General features: G+C 72.0%; 18 protein-coding genes. 5 read left to right on the top strand and 13 right to left on the bottom strand.

From position 1 onward, the window contains the following. Positions 1–18: 18 nt before the first annotated feature. Both dnaJ and hrcA read right to left on the bottom strand, forming a co-directional pair. Complete coding sequence (dnaJ, locus tag ACZ56L_RS14405) at positions 19–1,158, bottom strand: molecular chaperone DnaJ (protein WP_401757070.1); 1,140 nt, start codon at positions 1,156–1,158, stop codon at positions 19–21. Continuing rightward, positions 1,159–2,175 (bottom strand): heat-inducible transcriptional repressor HrcA, encoded by a 1,017-nt coding sequence (hrcA, locus tag ACZ56L_RS14410; protein ID WP_189827661.1) that lies wholly within the window; start codon positions 2,173–2,175, stop codon positions 1,159–1,161. Between the two features lie 172 nt (positions 2,176–2,347). Here hrcA and ACZ56L_RS14415 point away from each other — a divergent pair, with 172 nt between their 5' ends. After that, positions 2,348–3,079, top strand: coding sequence for an MBL fold metallo-hydrolase (locus ACZ56L_RS14415; protein ID WP_471064151.1), 732 nt, complete (start codon positions 2,348–2,350; stop codon positions 3,077–3,079). 34 nt (positions 3,080–3,113) lie between these two features. After that, on the top strand, positions 3,114–3,941 hold the full coding sequence (locus ACZ56L_RS14420; protein WP_468686118.1) for a DUF3097 domain-containing protein: 828 nt from the start codon (positions 3,114–3,116) through the stop codon (positions 3,939–3,941). Between the two features lie 68 nt (positions 3,942–4,009). On the opposite strand, the gene hemW is transcribed toward ACZ56L_RS14420, so the two are convergent. Both hemW and ACZ56L_RS14430 read right to left on the bottom strand, forming a co-directional pair. Then, a complete protein-coding gene (gene hemW / locus ACZ56L_RS14425) occupies positions 4,010–5,242 on the bottom strand; it encodes a radical SAM family heme chaperone HemW (protein WP_471064154.1) in 1,233 nt (410 codons plus the stop codon). A 53-nt stretch (positions 5,243–5,295) separates the two neighbouring features. Next, entirely contained in the window at positions 5,296–7,242 is a 1,947-nt protein-coding gene (locus tag ACZ56L_RS14430) for a SpoIIE family protein phosphatase (RefSeq protein WP_471064156.1), read from the bottom strand. Positions 7,243–7,745: 503 nt separating this feature from the next. Here ACZ56L_RS14430 and ACZ56L_RS14435 point away from each other — a divergent pair. Next, a complete protein-coding gene (locus ACZ56L_RS14435) occupies positions 7,746–8,330 on the top strand; it encodes a response regulator (RefSeq protein ID WP_471064158.1) in 585 nt (194 codons plus the stop codon). Positions 8,331–8,361: 31 nt separating this feature from the next. Here the strand turns inward: ACZ56L_RS14435 and ACZ56L_RS14440 are convergent, their stop codons facing one another. Together ACZ56L_RS14440 and lepA are read right to left on the bottom strand one after the other, a co-directional pair. Next, entirely contained in the window at positions 8,362–10,251 is a 1,890-nt protein-coding gene (locus tag ACZ56L_RS14440; RefSeq protein ID WP_345223087.1) for an AMP-dependent synthetase/ligase, read from the bottom strand. Between the two features lie 463 nt (positions 10,252–10,714). After that, on the bottom strand, positions 10,715–12,583 hold the full coding sequence (gene lepA, locus ACZ56L_RS14445; protein ID WP_345223085.1) for a translation elongation factor 4: 1,869 nt from the start codon (positions 12,581–12,583) through the stop codon (positions 10,715–10,717). Positions 12,584–12,832: 249 nt separating this feature from the next. On the opposite strand from lepA, the gene rpsT reads away from it, so the two are divergent. After that, positions 12,833–13,099, top strand: coding sequence for a 30S ribosomal protein S20 (rpsT, locus tag ACZ56L_RS14450; RefSeq protein ID WP_345223083.1), 267 nt, complete (start codon positions 12,833–12,835; stop codon positions 13,097–13,099). Positions 13,100–13,384: 285 nt separating this feature from the next. Here rpsT and holA read toward each other — a convergent pair whose 3' ends face one another. From holA to ACZ56L_RS14475, 5 genes are all read right to left on the bottom strand, one after another. Next, entirely contained in the window at positions 13,385–14,380 is a 996-nt protein-coding gene (gene holA, locus ACZ56L_RS14455) for a DNA polymerase III subunit delta (RefSeq protein ID WP_345223079.1), read from the bottom strand. Between the two features lie 48 nt (positions 14,381–14,428). After that, complete coding sequence (locus ACZ56L_RS14460) at positions 14,429–14,674, bottom strand: hypothetical protein (RefSeq protein ID WP_401757057.1); 246 nt, start codon at positions 14,672–14,674, stop codon at positions 14,429–14,431. 71 nt (positions 14,675–14,745) lie between these two features. Continuing rightward, on the bottom strand, positions 14,746–15,645 hold the full coding sequence (locus ACZ56L_RS14465; protein WP_345223076.1) for a YceI family protein: 900 nt from the start codon (positions 15,643–15,645) through the stop codon (positions 14,746–14,748). 333 nt (positions 15,646–15,978) lie between these two features. After that, a complete protein-coding gene (locus ACZ56L_RS14470) occupies positions 15,979–18,591 on the bottom strand; it encodes a ComEC/Rec2 family competence protein (protein ID WP_471064162.1) in 2,613 nt (870 codons plus the stop codon). Continuing rightward, positions 18,588–19,265, bottom strand: coding sequence for a ComEA family DNA-binding protein (locus ACZ56L_RS14475; protein WP_471064164.1), 678 nt, complete (start codon positions 19,263–19,265; stop codon positions 18,588–18,590). Before ACZ56L_RS14475 ends, ACZ56L_RS14470 begins: the two co-directional genes overlap by 4 nt. Between ACZ56L_RS14475 and ACZ56L_RS14480 the strand changes: the two genes are divergently transcribed. Next, positions 19,264–19,902 carry a hypothetical protein gene (locus tag ACZ56L_RS14480; protein WP_471064166.1) on the top strand — a complete coding sequence of 213 codons (639 nt, stop codon included), beginning with the start codon at positions 19,264–19,266 and terminating at the stop codon, positions 19,900–19,902. The two genes, ACZ56L_RS14475 and ACZ56L_RS14480, sit on opposite strands and share 2 nt — an antisense overlap. 186 nt (positions 19,903–20,088) lie before the next feature. On the opposite strand, the gene ACZ56L_RS14485 is transcribed toward ACZ56L_RS14480, so the two are convergent. Then, positions 20,089–20,934, bottom strand: a complete 846-nt coding sequence (locus ACZ56L_RS14485; RefSeq protein WP_468686126.1) for a DegV family protein — start codon at positions 20,932–20,934, stop codon at positions 20,089–20,091. Positions 20,935–21,109: 175 nt separating this feature from the next. Next, positions 21,110–21,880 (bottom strand): hypothetical protein, encoded by a 771-nt coding sequence (locus tag ACZ56L_RS14490; RefSeq protein WP_471064168.1) that lies wholly within the window; start codon positions 21,878–21,880, stop codon positions 21,110–21,112. Positions 21,881–21,949: the final 69 nt, after the last annotated feature.

Genomic DNA, 21,949 nt, shown 5'->3' on the forward strand with positions numbered 1-21,949 from the left:
GTTCCGCCACCCACCGGCTCAGCGGCCGTTGAAGGCGTCCTTCAGCCGCGAGAACAGTCCCTGCTGCCCCGGCTGGAACTGGCCCTGCGGCCGTTCCTCGCCGCGCAGCTTCGCGAGCTGGCGCAGCAGGTCCTCCTGCTGCGGGTCCAGCTTCGACGGCGTCAGCACCTCGACGTGCACGATGAGGTCACCGCGCCCGCCGCCGCGCAGGTGCGTCACCCCGCGCCCGTGCAGCGGCACCGACTGGCCCGACTGCGTACCGGGACGGATGTCGATCTCCTCGACCCCGTCGAGCGTCTCCAGCGGCACCTTGGTGCCGAGGGCGCCCGCCGTCATCGGGATGGTGACCGTGCAGTGCAGGTCGTCGCCGCGCCGCTGGAAGGTGGGGTGCGGCTGCTCGTGGATCTCCACGTACAGGTCGCCGGCGGGGCCGCCGCCGGGGCCGACCTCGCCCTCGCCCGCGAGCTGGATGCGGGTGCCGTTGTCGACACCGGCCGGGATCTTCACCGTCAGGGTGCGACGGGAGCGGACGCGGCCGTCGCCGGCGCACTCCGGGCACGGCGTCGGCACGACCGTGCCGAAGCCCTGGCACTGCGGGCAGGGGCGCGAGGTCATGACCTGGCCGAGGAAGGACCGGGTGACCTGCGAGACCTCACCGCGCCCGCGGCACATGTCGCAGGTCTGCGCGGAGGTGCCGGGGGCCGCGCCCTCGCCGCTGCACGTGGTGCAGACGACGGCGGTGTCGACCTGGATCTCCTTGGTGGTGCCGAAGGCCGCCTCATTGAGGTCGATCTCCAGGCGGATCATGGCGTCCTGGCCGCGGCGGGTGCGCGAGCGCGGGCCGCGCTGCGACGCCGTGCCGAAGAAGGCGTCCATGATGTCGGAGAAGTTCCCGAAACCGCCCTGGCCGAAGCCGCCCGCGGCACCGCCGCCGCCGGAGGCCGACAGCGGGTCGCCGCCGAGGTCGTAGACCTGCTTCTTCTGCGGGTCCGACAACACCTCGTAGGCGGCGTTGATCTCCTTGAAGCGCTCCTGGGTCTTCGGGTCCGGATTGACGTCCGGGTGGAGCTCACGGGCGAGGCGCCGGAACGCCTTCTTGATTTCGTCCTGGGAAGCGTCGCGGCGCACGCCGAGTACGGCGTAGTAGTCCGTGGCCACTTACGACTCCGCCAGGATCTGTCCGACGTAACGTGCCACTGCGCGTACCGCTCCCATCGTTCCGGGGTAGTCCATGCGGGTCGGTCCGACCACGCCTAGTTTGGCGACTGCCTCGTCGCCCGAACCGTAGCCGACTGCGACCACGGACGTTGAACTGAGTCCTTCATGGGCGTTCTCGTGCCCGATGCGCACCGTCATGCCGGACTCGGTGGCCTCGCCGAGCAGCTTCAGCAGTACCACCTGCTCCTCCAGCGCCTCCAGTACGGGGCGGATGGTGAGCGGGAAGTCGTGGCCGAAGCGGGTGAGATTGGCGGTGCCGCCGATCATCAGCCGTTCCTCGGTCTCCTCCACCAGTGTCTCAAGGAGAGTCGCGAGCACCGTCGAGACGGTTCCCCTGTCCTCCGGCTCGAACGACTCGGGGAGGTCCTGCACCAACTGCGGCACGTCGGCGAACCTGCGGCCCACGACCCGGCTGTTGAGCCGGGCCCGCAGGTCAGCGAGGGAGGTCTCGCCGAACGGCGCCGGGCAGTCGATCATCCGCTGCTCGACGCGGCCGGTGTCGGTGATCAGCACCAGCATCAGCCGGGCCGGGGCCAGTGAGAGAAGTTCCACATGGCGCACCGTGGAACGCGTCAGCGACGGGTACTGCACGACCGCCACCTGCCGGGTCAGCTGCGCGAGCAGCCGCACGGTGCGGGCGACGACGTCGTCCAGGTCCACGGAGGCGTCCAGGAAGTTCTGGATGGCACGCCGCTCCGGCGTCGACAGGGGCTTGACCCCGGCCAGCCGGTCGACGAACAGCCGGTACCCCTTGTCGGTGGGGATGCGCCCGGCGCTGGTGTGCGGCTGGGCGATGAACCCCTCGTCCTCCAGGGCCGCCATGTCGTTGCGCACGGTGGCCGGGGAGACCCCGAGCTGGTGACGCTCGGTGAGGGCCTTGGAGCCGACGGGCTCCTCCGTGCCGACGTAGTCCTGGACGATGGCGCGCAGCACTTCAAGTCTGCGTTCACTGAGCATCGCGCACACCTCCAAGCCGTGATGTTCCCTGGTGCCGATCGGACATGTGGAGCTTGTGCCCCGGTGTCCCGCTTGGCACTCACCGTGTGCGAGTGCCAGCGATTCCCCGGGTCAGTGTACGGCGGCGCGGTCCGGTCCGGGCAAGGGCGGCTGCTCACGCTAGCGTCACGGTATGGACATGCGATGGGAAGAGGCAGGCTGGGAACGTCTCGCTCCGGGGGTCGGCAGGCGGCGGATGCCCGGCTGGGACGCCACGATCGGCCTGGTGGCGGGGGCCCGGGGGGCCCTGCTGTACGACACGGGCTCCTCGCTGCGGGAGGGCGCGGAGGTACGGACGCAGGCCGAGGCCCTCCTGGGCCGCAGAGTGACGCACGTCGCTCTCGGCCACCCGCACTTCGACCACGTCCTGGGCACCGGGGCGTTCGCCGGCGTCGAGGTCTTCGCCGCGTCCGGCATGGACGTCCTGCTGACCACGCAGCGCGACGCGCTCGCCGACGACGCGGCCCGGCAGGGGGTGCCGCACGACGCCGCCGTCGAGGCCGCGGAGCTGCTGCGCGCCCCGCGGCACCTGGTGTCCGACGAACGCACCCTCGACCTGGGCGGCGGGCGCGGTGTCCTGTTCGCCAACCTGGGGCCCGCGCACAGCGGGCACGACCTGGTGGCCCTCGTACCGGGCCTCCGGGGCGGCCCCGGGGTCGTCTTCTGCGGGGACCTGGTGGAGGAGTCCGGGGAGCCGCAGGCGGGCCGGGACGCGGTCGGCGGGCGGTGGCCCGAGGCGTTGGACCGGCTGCTGGCTTTGGGCGGCGAGGACGCCGTGTACGTGCCGGGGCACGGGGCCGTGGTGGACGCGGCGTTCGTACGGGCGCAACGGGACGCGCTGGCGCGCCGTTTCGGGGTCTGCTGACCGGTCGCGCGGCCGGTGTCGTAGCGTCGGCGGCATGCGCAGTTACAGCCCGGACTTCACGCCGCCGTGGAAGAAGCCGAAGCCCGTCCCCGAACTGGCCGCCGAGTACGACCTGGTGGTGGAGGAGGTGTCGACGGGCTTCTGCGGTGCGGTCGTCCGTACCGAGAAGACGGCGCAGGGGCCGACGGTCACCCTGGAGGACCGCTTCGGCAAGCACCGGGTGTTCCCGATGACCCCGGCGGGCTTCCTCCACGAGGGGACGCCCGTGACGCTGGTGCGCCCGTCCTCCGGTGCCGGTCCGGTGCGTCCCGCCCGTACCGCCTCCGGGTCGGTCGCCGTCGCGAACGCCCGCGCGCGCGTGGCGCGGGCGGGGCGCATCTACGTGGAGGGGCGGCACGACGCGGAGCTGGTGGAGCGGGTGTGGGGCGACGACCTGCGCGTCGAGGGCGTCGTCGTCGAGTACCTGGAGGGCATCGACGACCTGCCCGCGATCGTGGCCGACTTCGCCCCGGGCCCGGACGCCCGGCTGGGCGTCCTGGTCGACCACCTGGTGCCGGGCTCGAAGGAGTCCCGGATCGCCGCCCGGGTGACGGACGCGAACGTCCTGGTCGTCGGGCACCCGTACATCGACGTCTGGGAGGCCGTGAAGCCGTCGTCGGTGGGCATCCCCGGCTGGCCCCGGGTTCCGCGCGGCCAGGACTGGAAGACGGGCGTGTGCCGGGCGCTGGGCTGGCCGGAGAACACCGGGGCGGCCTGGCAGCACATCCTGGGGCGGGTGCGTACGTACAAGGATCTCCAGCCGGAGCTGCTGGGGCGCGTCGAGGAACTCATCGACTTCGTGACGGCCCCGGAGGACGGCTGAGCGCCGCAGGACCGCTGAGGGCGGCACCCGGTGCCGGGGAGTGTGTCAGGCGCCGGGGGCGCCCCCGCTCAGTCCACGAGGTCCCGCACCACGGCGTCGGCCAGCAGCCTGCCGCGCAGGGTGAGGACCGCGCGGCCCTCGGTGTAAGGACCGTCGTCCAGGAGGCCGTCCCTTACCGCCTTCTCGGCGGCGGCCAGCCCGGCGGGCTTCAGCAGGGACAGCTCGCAGCCCTCCACGAGGCGCAGTTCCAGGAGGATGCGCTCGACCCTGCGGTCCTCGTCGGAGAGCACCTCGCGTCCGGCGCCGGGGGACTTCCCGTCGCCCAGCGCCTGCGCGTAGGCGCCGGGGTGCTTCACGTTCCACCAGCGGACCCCGCCGACGTGGCTGTGCGCACCGGGTCCGGCGCCCCACCAGTCGGCGCCGCGCCAGTACAGCTCGTTGTGCAGGCAGCGGCCCGCCCGGGAGGTGGCCCAGTTGGACACCTCGTACCAGGAGTACCCGGCGGCGGCGAGCGCCCGCTCCGTCATCAGGTAGCGGTCGGCGTGCACGTCGTCGTCGGTCATCGGGACCTCGCCGCGGCGGATGCGCCGGGCGAGCTGGGTGCCCTCCTCGACGATCAGGGCGTACGCGCTCACGTGGTCGGGGCCCGCGCCGATCGCCGCGTCCAGGGAGGCCTGCCAGTCGTCGTCGGACTCCCCCGGGGTGCCGTAGATCAGGTCCAGGTTGACGTGGTCGAACCCGGCCGCCCGCGCCTCGGCGACACACGCCTCGGGCCGTCCGGGGGTGTGCGTGCGGTCCAGGATCCTCAGGACGTGCTGTCGGGCGCTCTGCATGCCGAAGGAGACCCGGTTGAAGCCGCCCTCGCGCAGTTCGGCCAGGTAGGCGGGGTTCACCGACTCCGGGTTCGCCTCGGTGGTGACCTCGCAGTCGTCGGCGAGGCCGAACTCCTCGCGGATCGCCCCCAGCATCGTGACGAGGTCGGCGGCGGGCAGCAGGGTCGGCGTGCCGCCGCCCACGAACACCGTGCGCACCGGGCGCGGGTCGTCGCCGAGGACCTTGCGCGCCAGCCGCACCTCCTCGGTCAGCGTCGCCGCGTAGTTGTCCCGGGAGGCGAGCGCGCCGCCCGAACCGCGCAGTTCGGTCGCCGTGTAGGTGTTGAAGTCGCAGTAGCCGCAGCGGGTCGCGCAGTACGGCACGTGCAGGTAGAAACCGAGGGGCCGCTCCCCCGCGTTCCGCAGCGCGTCGGGAGGCAGCGCCCCGTCCTCGGGCATGGGCTCACCATCAGGCAGTACGGAAGGCATGCCCCCATTGTCCGCCCTCCGCGCGCCTTCCCGTCCCGCGGCCGCCCGGCGGGCTACTCGGCGCGCAGCACCAGCAGCGCGAGGTCGTCGTCGGGCGGCTCGTCCGCGAAGGAGTGCACCGCCCTGGTGATCCGTTCCGCCACCCCCTGCGCGGACAGTCCCGCGCACCGGGCGAGCTCCGTGGCGACGCCCTCGCCGTCGTCGAACATCGCCCTGCCGCGGCGGCGCTCGGTCACCCCGTCGGTGACGCTCAGCAGGGTCTCCCCCCGTGTCAGGACGAACGTCTCGCTCTCGTACGTCGCGTCGTCGAGGACGCCGAGCAGCACTCCGGGCCGGCCGGCCGTCCGGACCTCCCCGTCCGGTCGCAGCACCAGCGGCAACGGATGCCCGGCGCTGGAGACCGTGCAGCGCACACCGCCGCCGTCGGCCTCCGGCAGCGGCTCCAGCTCTCCGTACAGCATCGACAGGAAGCGTGCCTGCGGCCCGTCGGGGAGTTCCTGTCCCCCGGCGGCGGCGACCAGCCGGGCGGCGGCGTCCGCCGACTCCGTCGCGTCGTCCAGCAGCAGCCTGTTGAGCCGGTCCAGCACCTCCGCCACCTGGTAGCCCTCGCGGGCGAGCAGCCGCAGCCAGGGGCGCACCAGGCCGGTGACCACCGCCGCCTCCGGGCCGTTGCCCTGTACGTCGCCGAGCGCGAAGCACCAGCGTCCGTCGGCGGCGTGGAAGATGTCGTAGAAGTCGCCCCCCGCGACGCCCTCGCCGCGCGGCTCGTAGACGAGCGCACTGGTGATCCCGGGGATCTGGGCGACCTGGCTGGGCAGCAGGGCGCGCTGCAGCACGTGCGAGATGGTGGCCTGCTGGGTGTAGCGGCGGGCGGCTCCCACGGCGAGGGCGACACGGCGGACGAAGTCCTCGATGAGCCCGGTGACCTCGTCGGGGATGCGCAGCATTCCCGCCCTGCCGAGCATCAGAACGCCGACCCTGCGCCCGCCGACGACCATGCGGCAGGCGAGCACCGCCCCGGCGCCCGAGAAGCCCTCGCCGGTGCCGGGCCAGGGAAGCGCGACCGGGCCGCCGCGCGCCGAGTCCGGCAGCCGGGGCGGCTCCTTCTCCAGCAGCGTGCGCAGCTCCTCCATGCACGCCTCGCGCGCGTGCCAGACCCGGGCCAGGCGGGGTTCCGCGGAAGGTCCGCCGCCCTCCGGGTCGAGCCACACGGCACACCAGTCGGCAAGCCGGGGCACCAGGAGCTGGGCGGCGAGCGCCACCACCATGTCCTGGTCGAACTGCCCGGCCAGCAGGTCGGAGGCCTCGGCAAGGAACGACAGGGCGCCCCGGTTGATCCAGTCGGGGTCCTCGTCACGGGCCTGCCGCCGGGGCAGCGGGGCGAGGATCTCCGCGGCCCGCAGCCCCCGCTGGAGGGCCTGGTGGGCGGCCGGGGAGGTGAGATCGGCGGGCGTGAACGCCGGGCCGTCCACCGGGGAGGGCTGCCAGCCCTCCAGCGGGAGGGCGGCCCAGACGGTCTTGAGTCCGGTGCGGTAGGTGACGCCCCAGCTCTCGGCGAGCCCCGCGACGAGATGCAGCCCCCTGCCGTACTCGGGGGCGGCGCTGCGGTCGTGCCGCTGCGGTTCGTTGCGCACGACCCGGGCGGGGTGGTGGTCGGAGACCTCGATGACGAGGGCGGCGGCCTCGCCGGTGGCGCGTGCGGGCTCGACGCGGCAGAGCAGCTCCACGGTGGTGCCGGCGTGCACCACCGCGTTGGTGACGAGTTCGTTGACGACGAGGCAGGCGTCGTCGGCGAGCCGGCCGGCGAAGTTCTCGTCGGCCGGCAGCAGGGGGGTGCCGGACCAGTCGACGATCGCAGCGCGCAGGAACTTCCGGGCGGCGGACGGGGCGAGTGGGTTGCCGGGCAGGCTGGTGCGGGCGTAGGGCTGGATTTCGTACCTCCCGGCCCACGGGGCTGTCGCAGGGGGTTCGGCGTCCCGCTGCGTCGGAATGGATGTCACGATGCGCTCCTGAGTCGCTTGTCGCAGCGCGCCGCCCACGGCTGATCGGTTGCCGTAATGCGCCGCTCACGACAACCACAGGGTGACAGACTGAGCCTGCCCATAAGCACCGAGTCACCGAAGTCGGCCGCAATGAACGAAGCCCGTGCAGTCCCACGCGCTGTTGCCCGCTCGGTCGACCGTGCCCCGACACGCGCCGCCACCAGCGCCGGTGTCCCCTGTGCCGAGGGCGGGCACGCGGTGCGCCACGCCGGTGAGGACCGGGCGCACTCCCGCACCCCGCGCCCCCGGCCCGCCGCGACAGCCGCTCCGCGGGACGGTGACTCAGGGGTGCGGCTGCCGCAGACGCAGACGGGCGCTCCCGCCGGACCCAGCACTCCTCCCGCTGCTGAAACGCGTCACCTGCGTCCGCGCCGCGTTCGACGGCCCCCGAGATCCCGAAGCAGGCCGACGCCCCACGGGAACCGGCCGGCCCATCACCGACGCTGTGAGGCGAGTAGACGATGACCACTGAGGCACCGCGGACCGAACGCGCCGGCATCCTGCTCGTGGACGACATGGAGGACAACCTCATCGCGCTGGAGGCGGTCCTCGGCGCACTGAACGAACCCCTGGTGCGGGCCCGTTCCGGCGAGGAGGCGATGAAGGCGCTCCTGTGCCAGAAGTTCGCCGTGGTTCTGCTGGACGTACGCATGCCCGGCATGGACGGCTTCGAGACGGCGTCCCACATCAAACGGCTCGACCAGACGAAGGACGTCCCGATCATCTTCCTGACCGGCGCGGAGAACGATTCCGGTTACGCCTTCCGGGGTTACGCCACCGGTGCCGCCGACTTCCTGACGAAACCGTTCGACCCGTGGGTGCTGCGTGCCAAGGTCAACGTCTTCCTGGAACTGCACCGCAAGAACCGTCAGCTGGAGCGGCTGCTCGCCCAGGAGCGCCGTCAGTTCGAAATCCTCGCCGGACAGCTGGCGCGGATCGGCGAACAGGTCGAGCAGGAGTGCCCGGACACCGCGTCGCCGCTGCGGAACCAGGTGGCCCGGATGCGGGAGACCCTGATGGAGATGCGTCGCGACCACAGCGCTTAGGGCCACCACGCATCTCCGTGCCGAACGGGGTTCAGACCTCGCGGGATCCCGCGTACATCTCGTCGATCAGGTGCTTGTACTCGCGCTCCACGACCGGACGCTTCAGCTTCAGGCTGGGTGTCAGCTCGCCGTTCTCGACGTCCAGGTCGCGCGGCAGCAGCCGGAACTTCTTGATGGTCTGCCAGCGCTGCAGACCCTCGTTGAGTTCCTTGACGTACCCCTCGACGAGATTCCGGGTCTCGGGGGCGGCGACGACCTCCGCGTACGACGTCGCCTTGAGGCCCTGCTCCTGCGCCCAGGCGAGGATCGTCGGCTCGTCGAGCGAGATGAGCGCCGTGCAGAAGTTCCGGTCGGCGCCGTGCACCAGGATGTTGGAGACGTACGGGCAGACCGCCTTGAACTGTCCCTCGACCTCGGCGGGCGAGACGTACTTGCCGCCGGAGGTCTTGATGAGGTCCTTCTTGCGGTCGGTGATCCGCAGATAGCCGTCCGGCGAGAGTTCGCCGATGTCGCCGGTGTGGAACCAGCCGTCGGACTCCAGGACCTCCGCCGTCTTCTCCGGCAGCCCGTGGTAGCCCTGCATGATGCCGGGGCCGCGCAGCAGGATCTCCCCGTCCTCGGCGATGCGGACCTCGGTGCCGGGGAGCGGCTTGCCGACGGTGCCGGTGCGGTACGCCTCGCCGGGGTTCACGAAGCTGGCGGCGCTGGACTCGGTGAGCCCGTACCCCTCCAGGATGTGGATGCCGGCGCCGGAGAAGAAGTAGCCGATGTCGGGGGCGAGCGCCGCCGAACCGGAGACGCAGGCACGCAGCCGTCCGCCGAACGCCTCACGGATCTTCGAGTAGACCAGGGTGTCGGCGACCTTGTGCTTGGCGTTCAGCGCGAACGGCGCGGTGGCCTGCCCGGTGCGCCGGAAGTTGTCCTGCGTCACCTTCGCGTACTCACGGGCGACGCCCGCCGCCCACTGGAAGATCTTGTACTTCGCCCCGCCGCCGGCCCGCGCCTTGGAGGCGACACCGTTGTAGACCTTCTCGAAAATGCGCGGCACGGCGGCCATGTACGTCGGCTGCACGACCGGAAGATTCTCGATGATCTTGTCGATGCGGCCGTCGACGGCGGTGACGTGCCCTACCTCGATCTGTCCGGAGGTCAGCACCTTGCCGAAGACGTGCGCCAGCGGCAGCCACAGGTACTGGACGTCGTCCTTGGTGATCAGACCGGTGGCGATCGTCGCCTTCGCCATGTACGACCAGCAGTCGTGCGGCAGCCGTACGCCCTTGGGGCGGCCGGTGGTGCCGGAGGTGTAGATGAGGGTGGCGAGCTGCTCCGCGGTGATGGCCGCGACGCGTTCCTTCACCGCCTCCGGGTTCTTCTCCAGGTACGCCGCGCCGCGGGCCTCCAGGTCGGCGAGCGAGAGCACCCAGCCCTCGGGGTCGCCGTCGACGGCCGTGGCGTCCTCGGTGTTCACGACGACGACGTGCGCCAGATTCGGCAGCTCCGAACGCTTCTCACGGGCCTTGGCGAGCTGGGCGGCGTCTTCGGCGATCAGGATCCGGCTCTCGGAGTCCGCGAGGATGTACGCCGACTCCTCGGCGTTGGTGGAGGGATAGACCGTGGTGGTGGCAGCTCCGGCGCACATCACGCCGAGGTCGGCGAGGATCCACTCGACGCGCGTGTTGCAGGCGAGGGCGACACGCTCCTCGGGCCTGACGCCCAGCTCGATGAGGCCCGCGCCGATCGCGTACACCCGCTGGGCGGCCTGCCCCCAGCTCAGCGAGCGCCACTCGTCAGGACCGCGGCCGCTCGACGGCGGTACCGGATACCGGTAGGCCTCGGTGTCGGGCGTGGCGGCCACGCGCTCGACGAAGAGGGCCGCGACGGACGGCGGCCGGTTCTCGATCATGGTCTGTGTGTCGCTCACGACGTCCTCCGGGCCCACGGCATTGCTGCGCGACTGGCTGGTATTTAACTGGCGAGTAACAAACGATCAGTGATCAGACTAGAGCGCATGGGCCTGGTGCGTAAGAGCCTCCGAGCCCTCCTTTTGATAACGGCCCGCACGGCGCCGGCTTGACCCCGGCCCGACCCGGCGCCGGCGGCGGGACGGCGTCGGCCTCCGCGTCGACACGCGCGTCGGCGGCGTTCTCGGCTCACCGGCGTGTCCGGATCGGCGGGCCCGCCCGGGTCTGTCGCGGAACCGGCGACAACCGCGGCGGCCCCCGCTGCGGTGTCCGGGACGGAAGCGGAAGCGTCCGACAAACATTTCCTCGGTCCCTTTTGGGAATCACATAAGTGTCCGTAAAGGTTTTTTTCGCGCCCATCAATGCAGAAAGCGCCCGTCCGTGGAACGGACGGGCGCTTTCTCACGCGGAGCGGCGGAAGTGTTACTTCTTGGCCTTGCCGCCAGAGTCGTCGCTGGAGAGCACAGCGATGAAGGCCTCCTGCGGCACCTCGACACTGCCGACCATCTTCATGCGCTTCTTGCCCTCCTTCTGCTTCTCCAGGAGCTTGCGCTTGCGGGAGATGTCACCGCCGTAGCACTTGGCGAGGACGTCCTTGCGGATGGCGCGGATGGTCTCGCGGGCGATGACCCGGGACCCGATGGCCGCCTGGATGGGCACCTCGAAGGCCTGGCGGGGGATGAGCTCGCGCAGCTTGGCGACGAGCCGCACGCCGTACGCGTAGGCGGCGTCCTTGTGCGTGACGGCGGAGAAGGCGTCGACCTTGTCGCCGTGCAGCAGGATGTCGACCTTGACGAGAGCGGCGGACTGCTCGCCGGTCGGCTCGTAGTCCAGCGACGCGTAACCGCGGGTCTTGGACTTCAACTGATCGAAGAAGTCGAAGACGATCTCCGCGAGGGGGAGCGTGTAGCGGATCTCGACGCGGTCCTCGGAGAGGTAGTCCATGCCGATGAGCGTGCCGCGGCGGGTCTGGCAGAGCTCCATGATCGCGCCGATGAACTCGCTGGGGGCCAGGATGGTGGCCCGTACGACCGGCTCGAAGACGTCCGAGATCTTGCCCTCGGGGAACTCGCTCGGGTTGGTGACCGTGTGCTCGCTGCGGTCCTCCATGACGACGCGGTACACCACGTTCGGCGCGGTCGCGATGAGGTCGAGGCCGAACTCGCGCTCCAGGCGCTCGCGGATCACGTCCAGGTGCAGCAGGCCCAGGAAGCCGACGCGGAAACCGAAGCCGAGCGCCGCGGAGGTCTCCGGCTCGTACACCAGGGCGGCGTCGTTGAGCTGCAGCTTGTCGAGGGCCTCCCGCAGGTCCGGGTACTCGGAGCCGTCGAGCGGGTACAGACCGGAGAAGACCATCGGCTTCGGGTCCTTGTAGCCGCCGAGCGCCTCGGTCGCCCCCTTGTTCAGGGAGGTGATGGTGTCACCGACCTTGGACTGCCGGACGTCCTTCACACCGGTGATGATGTAGCCGACCTCGCCGACACCGAGACCGTCGGAGGACGTCATCTCGGGCGAGGAGACGCCGATCTCCAGGAGTTCGTGGGTGGCGCCGGTCGACATCATCTTGATGCGCTCGCGCTTGTTGAGCTGGCCGTCGACGACACGGACGTAGGTGACGACGCCGCGGTACGAGTCGTAGACCGAGTCGAAGATCATCGCGCGGGCCGGGGCGTCCTTGACGCCGACCGGGGCCGGCACGTCGCGCACGACCCGGTCGAGCAGCGCGTCCACGCCGACGCCGGTCTTCGCGGAGACCTTCAGCACGTCCTCCGGCTGACAGCCGATGAGGTTGGCGAGCTCCTCGGAGAACTTCTCCGGCTGGGCGGCCGGAAGGTCGATCTTGTTGAGCACGGGAACGATCGCGAGGTCGTTCTCCATCGCCAGGTAGAGGTTCGCCAGCGTCTGCGCCTCGATGCCCTGTGCCGCGTCGACCAGCAGGATCGTGCCCTCGCAGGCGGCCAGCGAGCGGGAGACCTCGTAGGTGAAGTCGACGTGGCCCGGGGTGTCGATCATGTTGAGGATGTGGGTCTTGCCCTTGCCCTCGCCCTCACCGGGCGCCCAGGGCAGTCGTACCGCCTGGGACTTGATGGTGATGCCGCGCTCGCGCTCGATGTCCATGCGGTCGAGGTACTGGGCACGCATCTGCCGCTGGTCGACCACGCCGGTCAGCTGGAGCATCCGGTCGGCAAGCGTCGACTTGCCGTGGTCGATGTGCGCGATGATGCAGAAGTTTCGGAGCAGTGCCGGGTCGGTACGGCTCGGCTCGGGCACGTGGAGAGGAGTCGCGGGCACGCAGGGTCCTGATTCTTGAGAAGACGGCACTGCGGATGCGTCGCGGCGGTGTGCGCCGTGCGCGCGCGTGCGTCGTTCTCGTCTCGGTCCGGAAGTTGTGAAGTCTTCCCATGGTCCCACGTGCGGGGGCCTGCGGCCGGTTTGGGCCGGTCGTGGGGCGGCTGGTAGCCTGGGCAGCTGTGTCTCGTGACCCTTGTGGGTGACGGGACGCGCACATTGAGATTCAACCGAACCTGTAAAGGCTCTTTCGTGGCGAACATCAAGTCCCAGATCAAGCGGAACAAGACCAACGAGAAGGCGCGCCTGCGCAACAAGGCCGTCAAGTCCTCGGTCAAGACCGCCGTGCGCAAGGCCCGTGAGGCCGTCGTCGCCGGTGACGTCGAGAAGGCCACGCTGGCCGTTCGCGACGCCTGCCGCGCGCTCGACAAGGCCGCCAGCAAGGGTGTCCTCCACAAGAACGCCGCCGCCAACAAGAAGTCGGCGCTGGCCTCCAAGGTGAACGCCCTGCAGGGCTGAGCAATCGTCTCTGAGGTACCTGCAGTACACCGTCGGCGTCAGGACCCAGCGGACCCTCTCTACCGCTCCTGACCCGGCACCCCCGCCGCGCACCGAACGCGTTCGCCACGCGGGCGCGGTGGAAACAGCGTGAACCGGAACCCCGGTCCTCGTCCTTCCCCAGGACGAGGACCGGGGTTCCGGTGTTTTCCCTTCCCTGTGTCGCTCCGTACGCGTGGAACGTCAGCAGCGGCTGCGCCCTCCTGGCGGCGCCCTCCAGCGCCCGCCGACGGCTACGGCAGCCGTTCAGCGACCGCCTCGCGACCTCGCCGCCCGGGACACGGCCACCACGGCCTTCTCCAGGGCGTACTCGGGGTCGTCCCCGCCGCCCTTGACGCCCGCGTCGGCATCGGCGACCGCGCGCAGGGCCGTCGCCACGCCGTCCGCGGACCAGCCGCGCATCTGCTGGCGCACCCGGTCGATCTTCCAGGGGGGCATGCCCAGGTCCCGCGCCAGATCTCCCGGGCGGGCCCCGCGCGGGGCGGAGGCGAGCTTGCCGATGGCCCGTACGGCCTGTGCGAGGGCGCTGGTGATCAGCACGGGAGCGACGCCCGTCGACAGCGACCAGCGCAGGGCCTCCAGGGCCTCCGCGGCCCGGCCCTCGACCGCGCGGTCGGCGACGGTGAAGCTGGAGGCCTCGGCGCGGCCCGTGTAGTACCGGCCGACGATCGCCTCGTCGATGGTCCCCTCGACGTCCGCGACCAGCTGGGACACGGCGCTGGCGAGTTCGCGCAGGTCACTGCCGACGGAGTCGACGAGCGCCTGGCAGGCCTCGGGCGTGGCCGAGCGCCCGAGCGCCTTGAATTCCGACCGTACGAACGACAGACGCTCGGCCGGCTTGGTGGTCTTGGGGCAGGCCACCTCGCGGGCGCCCGCCTTGCGGGCCGCGTCGAGCAGGCCCTTGCCCTTGGCGCCGCCGGCGTGCAGCAGAACCAGGGTGATCTCCTCGGCGGGTGCGCCCAGGTACGCCTTGACGTCCTTGATCGTGTCGGCGGAGAGGTCCTGTGCGTTGCGTACGACGACGACCTTGCGCTCGGAGAAGAGCGAGGGGCTGGTCAGCTCGGCGAGGGTGCCGGGCTCCAGCTTGTCGGGGGTGAGGTCGCGCACGTCGGTGTCGGCGTCGGCGGCGCGGGCCGCCGCCACGACCTGCTGCACGGCACGGTCGAGCAGCAGGTCCTCCTGCCCCACGGCGAGGGTGACGGGGGCGAGCGGATCGTCGGTCGAATTCTTCCTGGTGGCCATCGCGGTCAAGCATCCCACGGGGCACCGACAGTGCCCGCCGGGTGCCGTCTACGGGGCTTCCAGCCACCCTTCGTACGCTGCGGCCAGCGCGTCCAGCGCGGCGGGGTCGAGGCGTTCCTCGGGGTCCTCGACCACCACCAGCCACTGCGCGTCCTCGGCGTCGTCCTCGCCCGCCAGCGCGTCCCGCACGAGCTGCGGCTCCTCCACCGTCCCGAAACGGTCGGGGAGCTCCTGGGCCACCTCCTCGGCGGCGTCCCGGTCCGGTAGCACCAAAACATGTCGTCCATCGCTCACGTGCCCATTGTCCGGTACGCGGCAGGATCGAGGACACCGATGTGGATGCCCGGGGCTACCGAATGACCTGTTCAGGAGGGTGCGGCGCCCGTTCCCTTGGGGATGATCTGGATGTCCAGCTCGACGGCGATGGAGGAGCCGATGGCGGCGATGCCGTGGCCGAGCATCGTCTGCCAGGTGAGGGTGAAGTCCTCGCGGTGCAGTTCGGCGGTGGAGTGCACGGCGGCACGGGTCTCGCCCTGGATGCCGTTGCCCGTACCCAGGTACTGACTGTCGAGGGTGACGGTACGGCTGACGCCGTGCAGGGTGAGCGCGCCGGACACGGCCCAGCGGTTGCCGCCCCGGTGCACGAAACGGTCGCTGTAGAACTCCATCGTCGGGTAGTTCGCGACGTCGAAGAAGTCCTTGGAGCGCAGGTGGTCGTCACGCATCTTGACGTTGGTGTCGATGGACGCCGCGTCGATGACGACGTGCATGGCCGAGTGCTCCATGCGCTCGCCGATGCGCACGGCGCCCGCGAAGGTGTTGAACCGGCCGCGGATGCGTGCCAGGCCGATGTGCCGGGCGGAGAAGCTGATCTGGGAGTGCATCAGGTCGATCTCCCACTCGCCCGGGTCGGGGAGCTGCGGCGGGGTGGCGACCTGGAGCGTGACGTCCCCGAGGCCGGAGTGCCCGCTCTCGGTGACGGTGGCGCTGCCGCGGTAGGGAGTGAAGCCTTCGGCGGTGACGGCGAGTCGGTACTCGCCGGCCGGGACGGCCGCCACGAGAGTGCCGTACGGGTCGGTCTCACCGCCCACGATGCGGCGCCCGGCACTGTCGGTGACGACGAATTCGGCCTGCCGCACGGGCTCGTTGACCGGGTCGAGGACCCGGCAGGTGAGGACGCCGGCGGAGGAGGGGACGGAGAGTCCGGAGAGCGGATTGGCGTGGCCTGCGGAGCTCGTACGTCGGCCGAGCCAGCGGGAGATCATGGTGTGCGCACCCCCGTGCGATTCGTTGCTGCAGGGACGCGACGAAGCACGACGAACCGTCGGAAATGGCGACCCTTTGATGGAAGGGCATTCGATCACCCCTGGGGTGTTCGAGGCAAACGAGAGGCTCGGTACGGAGATGGGGGCTGGTGCCCCTGACGTCCGAATTGAGCACTCCGCTCGGTCGGACGCGCTGTTCGCCGCCCGTGACCCGGAGGAGTGCGAGGGCCCACCCGACGATGCGGAGACGGCCGCCGCCGGAACGAGGGTTCCGGCGGCGGCCCCGATGCCGTACGACTCCGTACGACACCGACCCGCCCCGTATGGCAGACATCAGCCCCTCCGCGGCACCGCCTCCAGCTCCGTGCCGCTGCCGGTGACGGCGATCGCGCCGTCCCGGTCCGTGCGCAGCACCACCGCGCCCAGCGCCTCAAGCACGGCCAGGGTCACGGGAGCCGGATGGCCGTACGGGTTGTCGCGGCCCACCGGGACGAGCGCCAGCCGGGGTGCCGCCCTGCGCAGCAGCCCGGGGTCCTGGTGCGCGGAACCATGGTGGGGAACCTTCAGCACGTCCACGGCGGGCAGCGCGGGACGGAACCGCAACAGCGCCTGCTGCGCGACCGGTTCGAGATCTCCCGGCAGCAGAAGCGTCAGCTCCCCCTGCGGCCCTTCGTACCGTACGAACAGGGTGACGCTCGCGTCGTTCGGCTCGGCCGGCACGGGTTCCGGAGGCGGTGGCGGCCACAGCACCCATGCGTCCAGCGGCCCGGTGCGGTAGCGCTCACCGGCCCGGACGGCGGTCACCGGCACCCCGGCACGGGCCGCCGTCCGCCGGACGAACGCGGCCCGCTCCCCCGGCGCCGCCAGCGGTGTCGTACGGATCGCACCGACGTCGCGGCCGCGCAGCACTCCGGGCAGCCCGCTCACATGGTCGGCGTGGAAGTGGCTGAGCAGCACCAGGGGAACACGCGTGACGCCGAGGTCGCGCAGGCACCTGTCCACCCGCGCCGGATCCGGCCCCGCGTCGACGACCACGGCGGCGCCCTCCCCCGCCGCGAGCACGGTGGCGTCCCCCTGACCGACGTCGCACAGCACGAACCGCCACCCGTCCGGCGGCCACCGGTGCAGGAATTCGGTGAGCGGCGCCGGACGCAGCAACGCCAGCAGCAGGAGCAGCACACATGCCAGGCTCAGCCACGGGTGGCGCGGCGCCCGCCGCAGGGCGAGCACCACCGCCGCGGTCACCAGGGCCAGCAGGGCACCGCCCTGCCAGCCGCCGGGCCACCCGATCTCCGCACCGGGCAGCGAGGCTCCGGTCCTGGCCACCGCGGCGATCCACCCGGCGGGCCACCCGGCGACACGGGCGAGCAGTTCGGCGACCGGCATCGCCGCCGGCGCCACCGCCAGGGCGGCGAACCCGAGCACCGTGGCGGGCGCGACCGCGAGCTCCGCGAGGAGGTTGCACGGAATCGCCACCAGGCTGACCCGGGCGGCCATCACCGCCACCACCGGGGCGCACACCGCCTGCGCCGCACAGGCCGCCGCCAGCACTTCGGCGAGCCGGGGCGGCACTCCGCGCCGCCGCATCCCCGCGCTCCAGCGCGGACCGAGGGTGAGCAGCGCGCCCGTGGCCAGCACGGAGAGGAGGAACCCGTAACTGCGTCCGAGCCAGGGGTCGTACAGGATCAGGAGCAGCACGGCGGCGGCCAGTGCGGGGATCAGCGACCGGCGGCGTCCGGTGCCGATGGCGAGGAGGGTGATCAGCCCGCAGGCGGCGGCCCGCAGGACGCTGGGCTCCGGGCGGCACACGATCACGAAGGCGAGGGTGAACGCGCCGCCGCACAGCGCGGTGGTCCGCAGTGACAGCCCGAGGCGGGGCGCGAGACCGCGTCGCTCGGCGCGCGGGGCGAGTGAGGGCGGCCCGATCAGCAGCACCAGCACGATGGTCAGATTGCTTCCGGAGACGGCCGTCAGGTGCACCAGGTCGGTCGCCCGGAAGGCTTCGTGCAGGTCGGGCTCCATCCGGGAGGTGTCGCCGACGACCAGACCCGGCAGCAGTGCCCGCGCGTCCTGCGGCAGGTCGTCGGTGGCCTCGCGAAGGCCGGCCCTGAGCGTTCCCGCGGTCCGCTGCACGGCGTTCGGCGGGGCCAGGATCTGCGGCCCTCCGTCACCCGGTACCCGCAGCACGGCGGCGATCCTGTCGCCCTCCTGCATCGGCGGCGCCATCCGGGCACCGGTCACCTTCAGCCGGGTGGAGGGCAGCAACCGCAGCCACCGCGCGGTCGGCCCGCGCACCGGTGCGAGGACGAGCACCGGGGTCCGCACGGCGGTCGTCGTACCGTCCACGGCGGTGACCCGGGTGACCTGGGCGTCCAGGACGACGGCACCGGGGGTCGCCCGGTCGCCCCGCACCCGCGGGCGGGTCCTGCGCGGATCGCCGCTGACCGTCACCTCGGCATCCACCACGGCGTGCCTGCGGGCCAGTTCGGGCACCGGACCGCGGTGGAGGTCGGCGGAGTGCAGGGCGGCCGAAGCGGCTGCCGCCGCGGCGCACAGCAGTACGGTGACGACGGCCGTGACGCGTTGGGTCCGCCCGTCGGCGGCCGACGCCCCGGCCGCGCTCTCATCGCCGTGGGCCCCGGGTGCCGTCCGGCGACCGGCCGGATTCGCCGGTACGCGGACGATGAACAGAGCAGCCACGACGGCTCCGGTCAGGACCACCGCGAGGAGTACGACGGCTCGGGCCGCCGGTGCGCCCACCGTCAGCGCGGCGGCCGCCCAGGCCGCCAGCGCCGGCGGCACCAGCCTCAGGTCGGTCGGCCCCTCCTGGCAGGGGTTCGAGTCCCCCAGGCGGTGCGCGGAGACGGCGTGCACGGCCTGCCGGCCACCGGCGGCGGGAGGGGTGCCCTGGGCCCGCGCGGGGTCGTGGGAGCCGGAGCGGTTCATGGCCGTACGAGCTTTTGGAGGTCGGTGAATCTGCGGTCGCCGATTCCGTTGACCTCCCGGAGTTCCGCCACGGACCGGAATCCGCCGTGCTGGGTGCGGTAGTCGACGATGTGCCGGGCCAGCACCGGGCCGACCCCCGGCAGTGTGTCAAGTTGTTCCACGGTCGCGGTGTTGAGACTGATCGGCACGGCGGGCGGGCCGCCCCCCGGGCCCGCCGCTGGTCCGCCGCCCGGTTGCGGCGGCGGCAGGGCCGGACCGCCCACCAGCACGTGTTCACCGTCGGCCAGCACCCGGGCCCGGTTGAGTCCTTCGGTGCTGGTGCCGGTCTTGACCCCGCCGGCTGCCCGCAGTGCGTCGGCGACCCGCGATCCGGCGGGCAGTCGGAGCACTCCCGGCCTCCTGACCTTCCCGCTCACGTCGACGACCACGACCGCGCCCCCCTCGGCCTGCGGCACCTGCCCCGGGCCCACAACCGGCACGGGAACCGACGAGGACTTCGGCGGGTGCACCGCGGCACCGGGTGCGGCGGTCCCGGGCACGGTGGCCGTCCCGTTCGCCCGGGCTTTCTCCGAGACGTAGACGGCCTCCGGGCGCCCGGAGAGGAAGTGGTGGAAGGCGAATCCGGCGGAAACCACCAGAACGGCCGCCAACGCGCCCAGCGTTCGCGGTTCCATGCCGCACCGGACCTGCACCCACACGGGCACCCGCTCCTTCGCAGCGGCCCAGGCCCGCTGGAACCCGCCCGCACGACGCGGACGCGTCCCGGGCGGAGCGGTTCCACCCGGGAGGCCGGAGGGGCCGACGGACGGGCGCGGGGCGGATGCGGGCAGCACGGACGCTTGGGGAGGCGGGGCGGAGGACACCGACAGCGCGGCGGCAGCAGCGGCGACAGAGGAGACCGCCGCGCGGGCCAGGGCCGACGGCGAGATCGTCGAGGACGGAGTCGTCGTGGCCGGAGTCGTCGGGGGCGGAGAAGTCCGGAGCGGGGTGGCCGGGAGCGGGGAGGCCGGGGGTGGGCTGGCCGAGAACAGGCCGGCTGCGGGCGCGATCGAGGTGGGCGAGGCCGTCGTGGCCCCGGTCGGCGGCCTGCCGGACGGCCCCGCTACGGCCAAGGGGGCGAAAGCCCTCGCCCCCAGCGCCCGGACCACCGCCACGGGGTGCGCCAGGAGAGCGTCCGCCCTGCGCCGGGAGGCCTCCGCGGCGGCGACAGCCGCCCCGCGCCTGCCGGAACGTACGGCCGACGGACCTCGGAGCCTCGTCCGGCCCGTGCTACCCGTAGGGCCCGTACGACGCGTACGGGAGGAGAAGTGAGTGCGGCGACCGGGAACGCGGCCCGGTCCTGTCGTTTCGTTGCGTGATCGAAGAGCCATGCACGGGACGGTAGACCGATCCGCCCAACACTGCTGATCTTGGTCAATTCCTGTGGATAAGCCGCGAGTTGTGGAAAACTCGCCCACCCTTTCGGAGGTTTCTTCGGGATTCGGAGTTCGGGGAACCTCAGCGGGGGGAGACCACCGCGCCGAGCAGCCCCGGTCCCGTGTGGGCCCCGATGACGGCGCCGACCTCGCTGACATGCAGGTCGACCAGCCCCGGCACACGCTCGCGCAGCCGCTGGGCGAGGATGTCGGCGCGGTCCTGGGCCGCGAGGTGGTGCACCGCGATGTCCACGGCCCGCTCGCCGGCCTGTTCCACGGCGATCTCCTCCAGCCGGGCGATCGCTCTGGAGGCCGTGCGGACCTTCTCCAGCATCTCGATCCGCCCGTCGTCGAGCGAGAGGAGCGGCTTGACGGCGAGCGCCGAACCGAGAAGGGCCCGCGCGGCACCGATCCGGCCGCCGCGCCTCAGGTAGTCGAGGGTGTCGACGTAGAAGTACGCACAGGTGCCCGAGGCCCGTTTCTCCGCGGCCGCCACCGCCTCGTCGACCGTGCCGCCCGCCTCCGCGACCTCGGCCGCCGCCAGGGCGCAGAACCCCAGCGCCATGGCGACCATCCCGGTGTCCACCACCCGCACCGGCACGGGAGCCTCCCGAGCCGCGAGCACGGCCGCGTCGTAAGTCCCGGAGAGCTCGGCGGGCAGATGCAGCGAGACGATCCCCGTCGCCCCGGCCTCGGCCGCCGCCCGGTAGGTGGCGGCGAAAACCTCGGGGCTCGGCCTGGACGTGGTCACCGAGCGACGCTTCTGGAGGGCCTGGGCGAGTGAGCGGGCGGAGATCTCCGTTCCCTCTTCGAGCGCCTGGTCGCCGAGGACGACGGTCAGCGGCACCGCGGTGATGCCGTGCCGCTCCATCGTCGGGTGCGGCAGGTAGGCCGTGGAATCGGTGACGATCGCGACATGGCGGGACATGAGCGGGAGGTTACCCGCAGGCGGTGCCCGGCGGCAGCCCGGCCCCTCGGCACCGGCGGCGGGCACCCGGCCGGTTGTCGCTCCTCATGCCGTACGCAGACTGCCGCGCACCGCTCTTGCCACGACGGTGGTCATCCGTGCGGACCTGCGCAGACGGTACGCATTGGCGGGTGGTTCAGGTGGTGCTCTCCGGACGGGGAGCCTTCTGCCAGGGATACGCGGTCGGCACGTTCGGGTCTCGGCCGGTGATCGCCTGCGGACCGGGCTGCGCGGTGCTCCCGGAGCTCTCCTCGGACTTCCCGGGTCCCGTGCCGGCGGTCCGTGGCCAGTTCTGCTCGGCCCCGGTCGTCGCACCATTCTGCCGGGCCGGGTCCTGCTCCTGGCCCGGCTCCGGCTCCACGGCCGCCCAGTGCCGCAGCGCCCCGGACTCCATGCGGATCTGCTCGCTCAGCGAAGCGAGGTCGTCGTCCGCGAACTTCCTGGCCCGGTCGCGGGCCGCCCACCGCAGCGAGTCGGCCGAGGAAACGACCTGTTCCGTGCGTTCCCGCAGTTCGGGGATGCTGCCGGCGGCCCGCTCCTTGTCGGGGTCTCGCTCCAGCCGGCGCAGTTCGTCGTCCAACTGGTGACCGTACTCACTGAGCCGCTCGAACAGCGCCAGGGACTCCGTCAGCGACGCGTCGGAGGCCACACCGATGGACAGCGCCTCCTGGGTGGCCCGCATGGACGTACGCAGCGACAGCCGCAGCTGGGCCAGTTCGCCGCCCATGCCCGGCTGGCCGTAGCTCTTGGCCCGCAGCGTGGTGTCCTCGACGGTGCGCCGGGCCTGGGTGATCGTGCGGTCCACTCCGCGCCGGGCCGCTCCGACCGCCTTCACGGTGACGTATACCCCCAGCCCCAGGAAGACGAAGAAGAGCAGCGCCATGATCAGAATGACGACTTCTTCCATGACGCCCCTCCATAGTTGGTTGCGACGAACCCGACTGAACGACCCGGCCACCGGTCCACGAGTGCACCG

Source organism: Streptomyces sp. NPDC039736, from assembly GCF_055596485.1.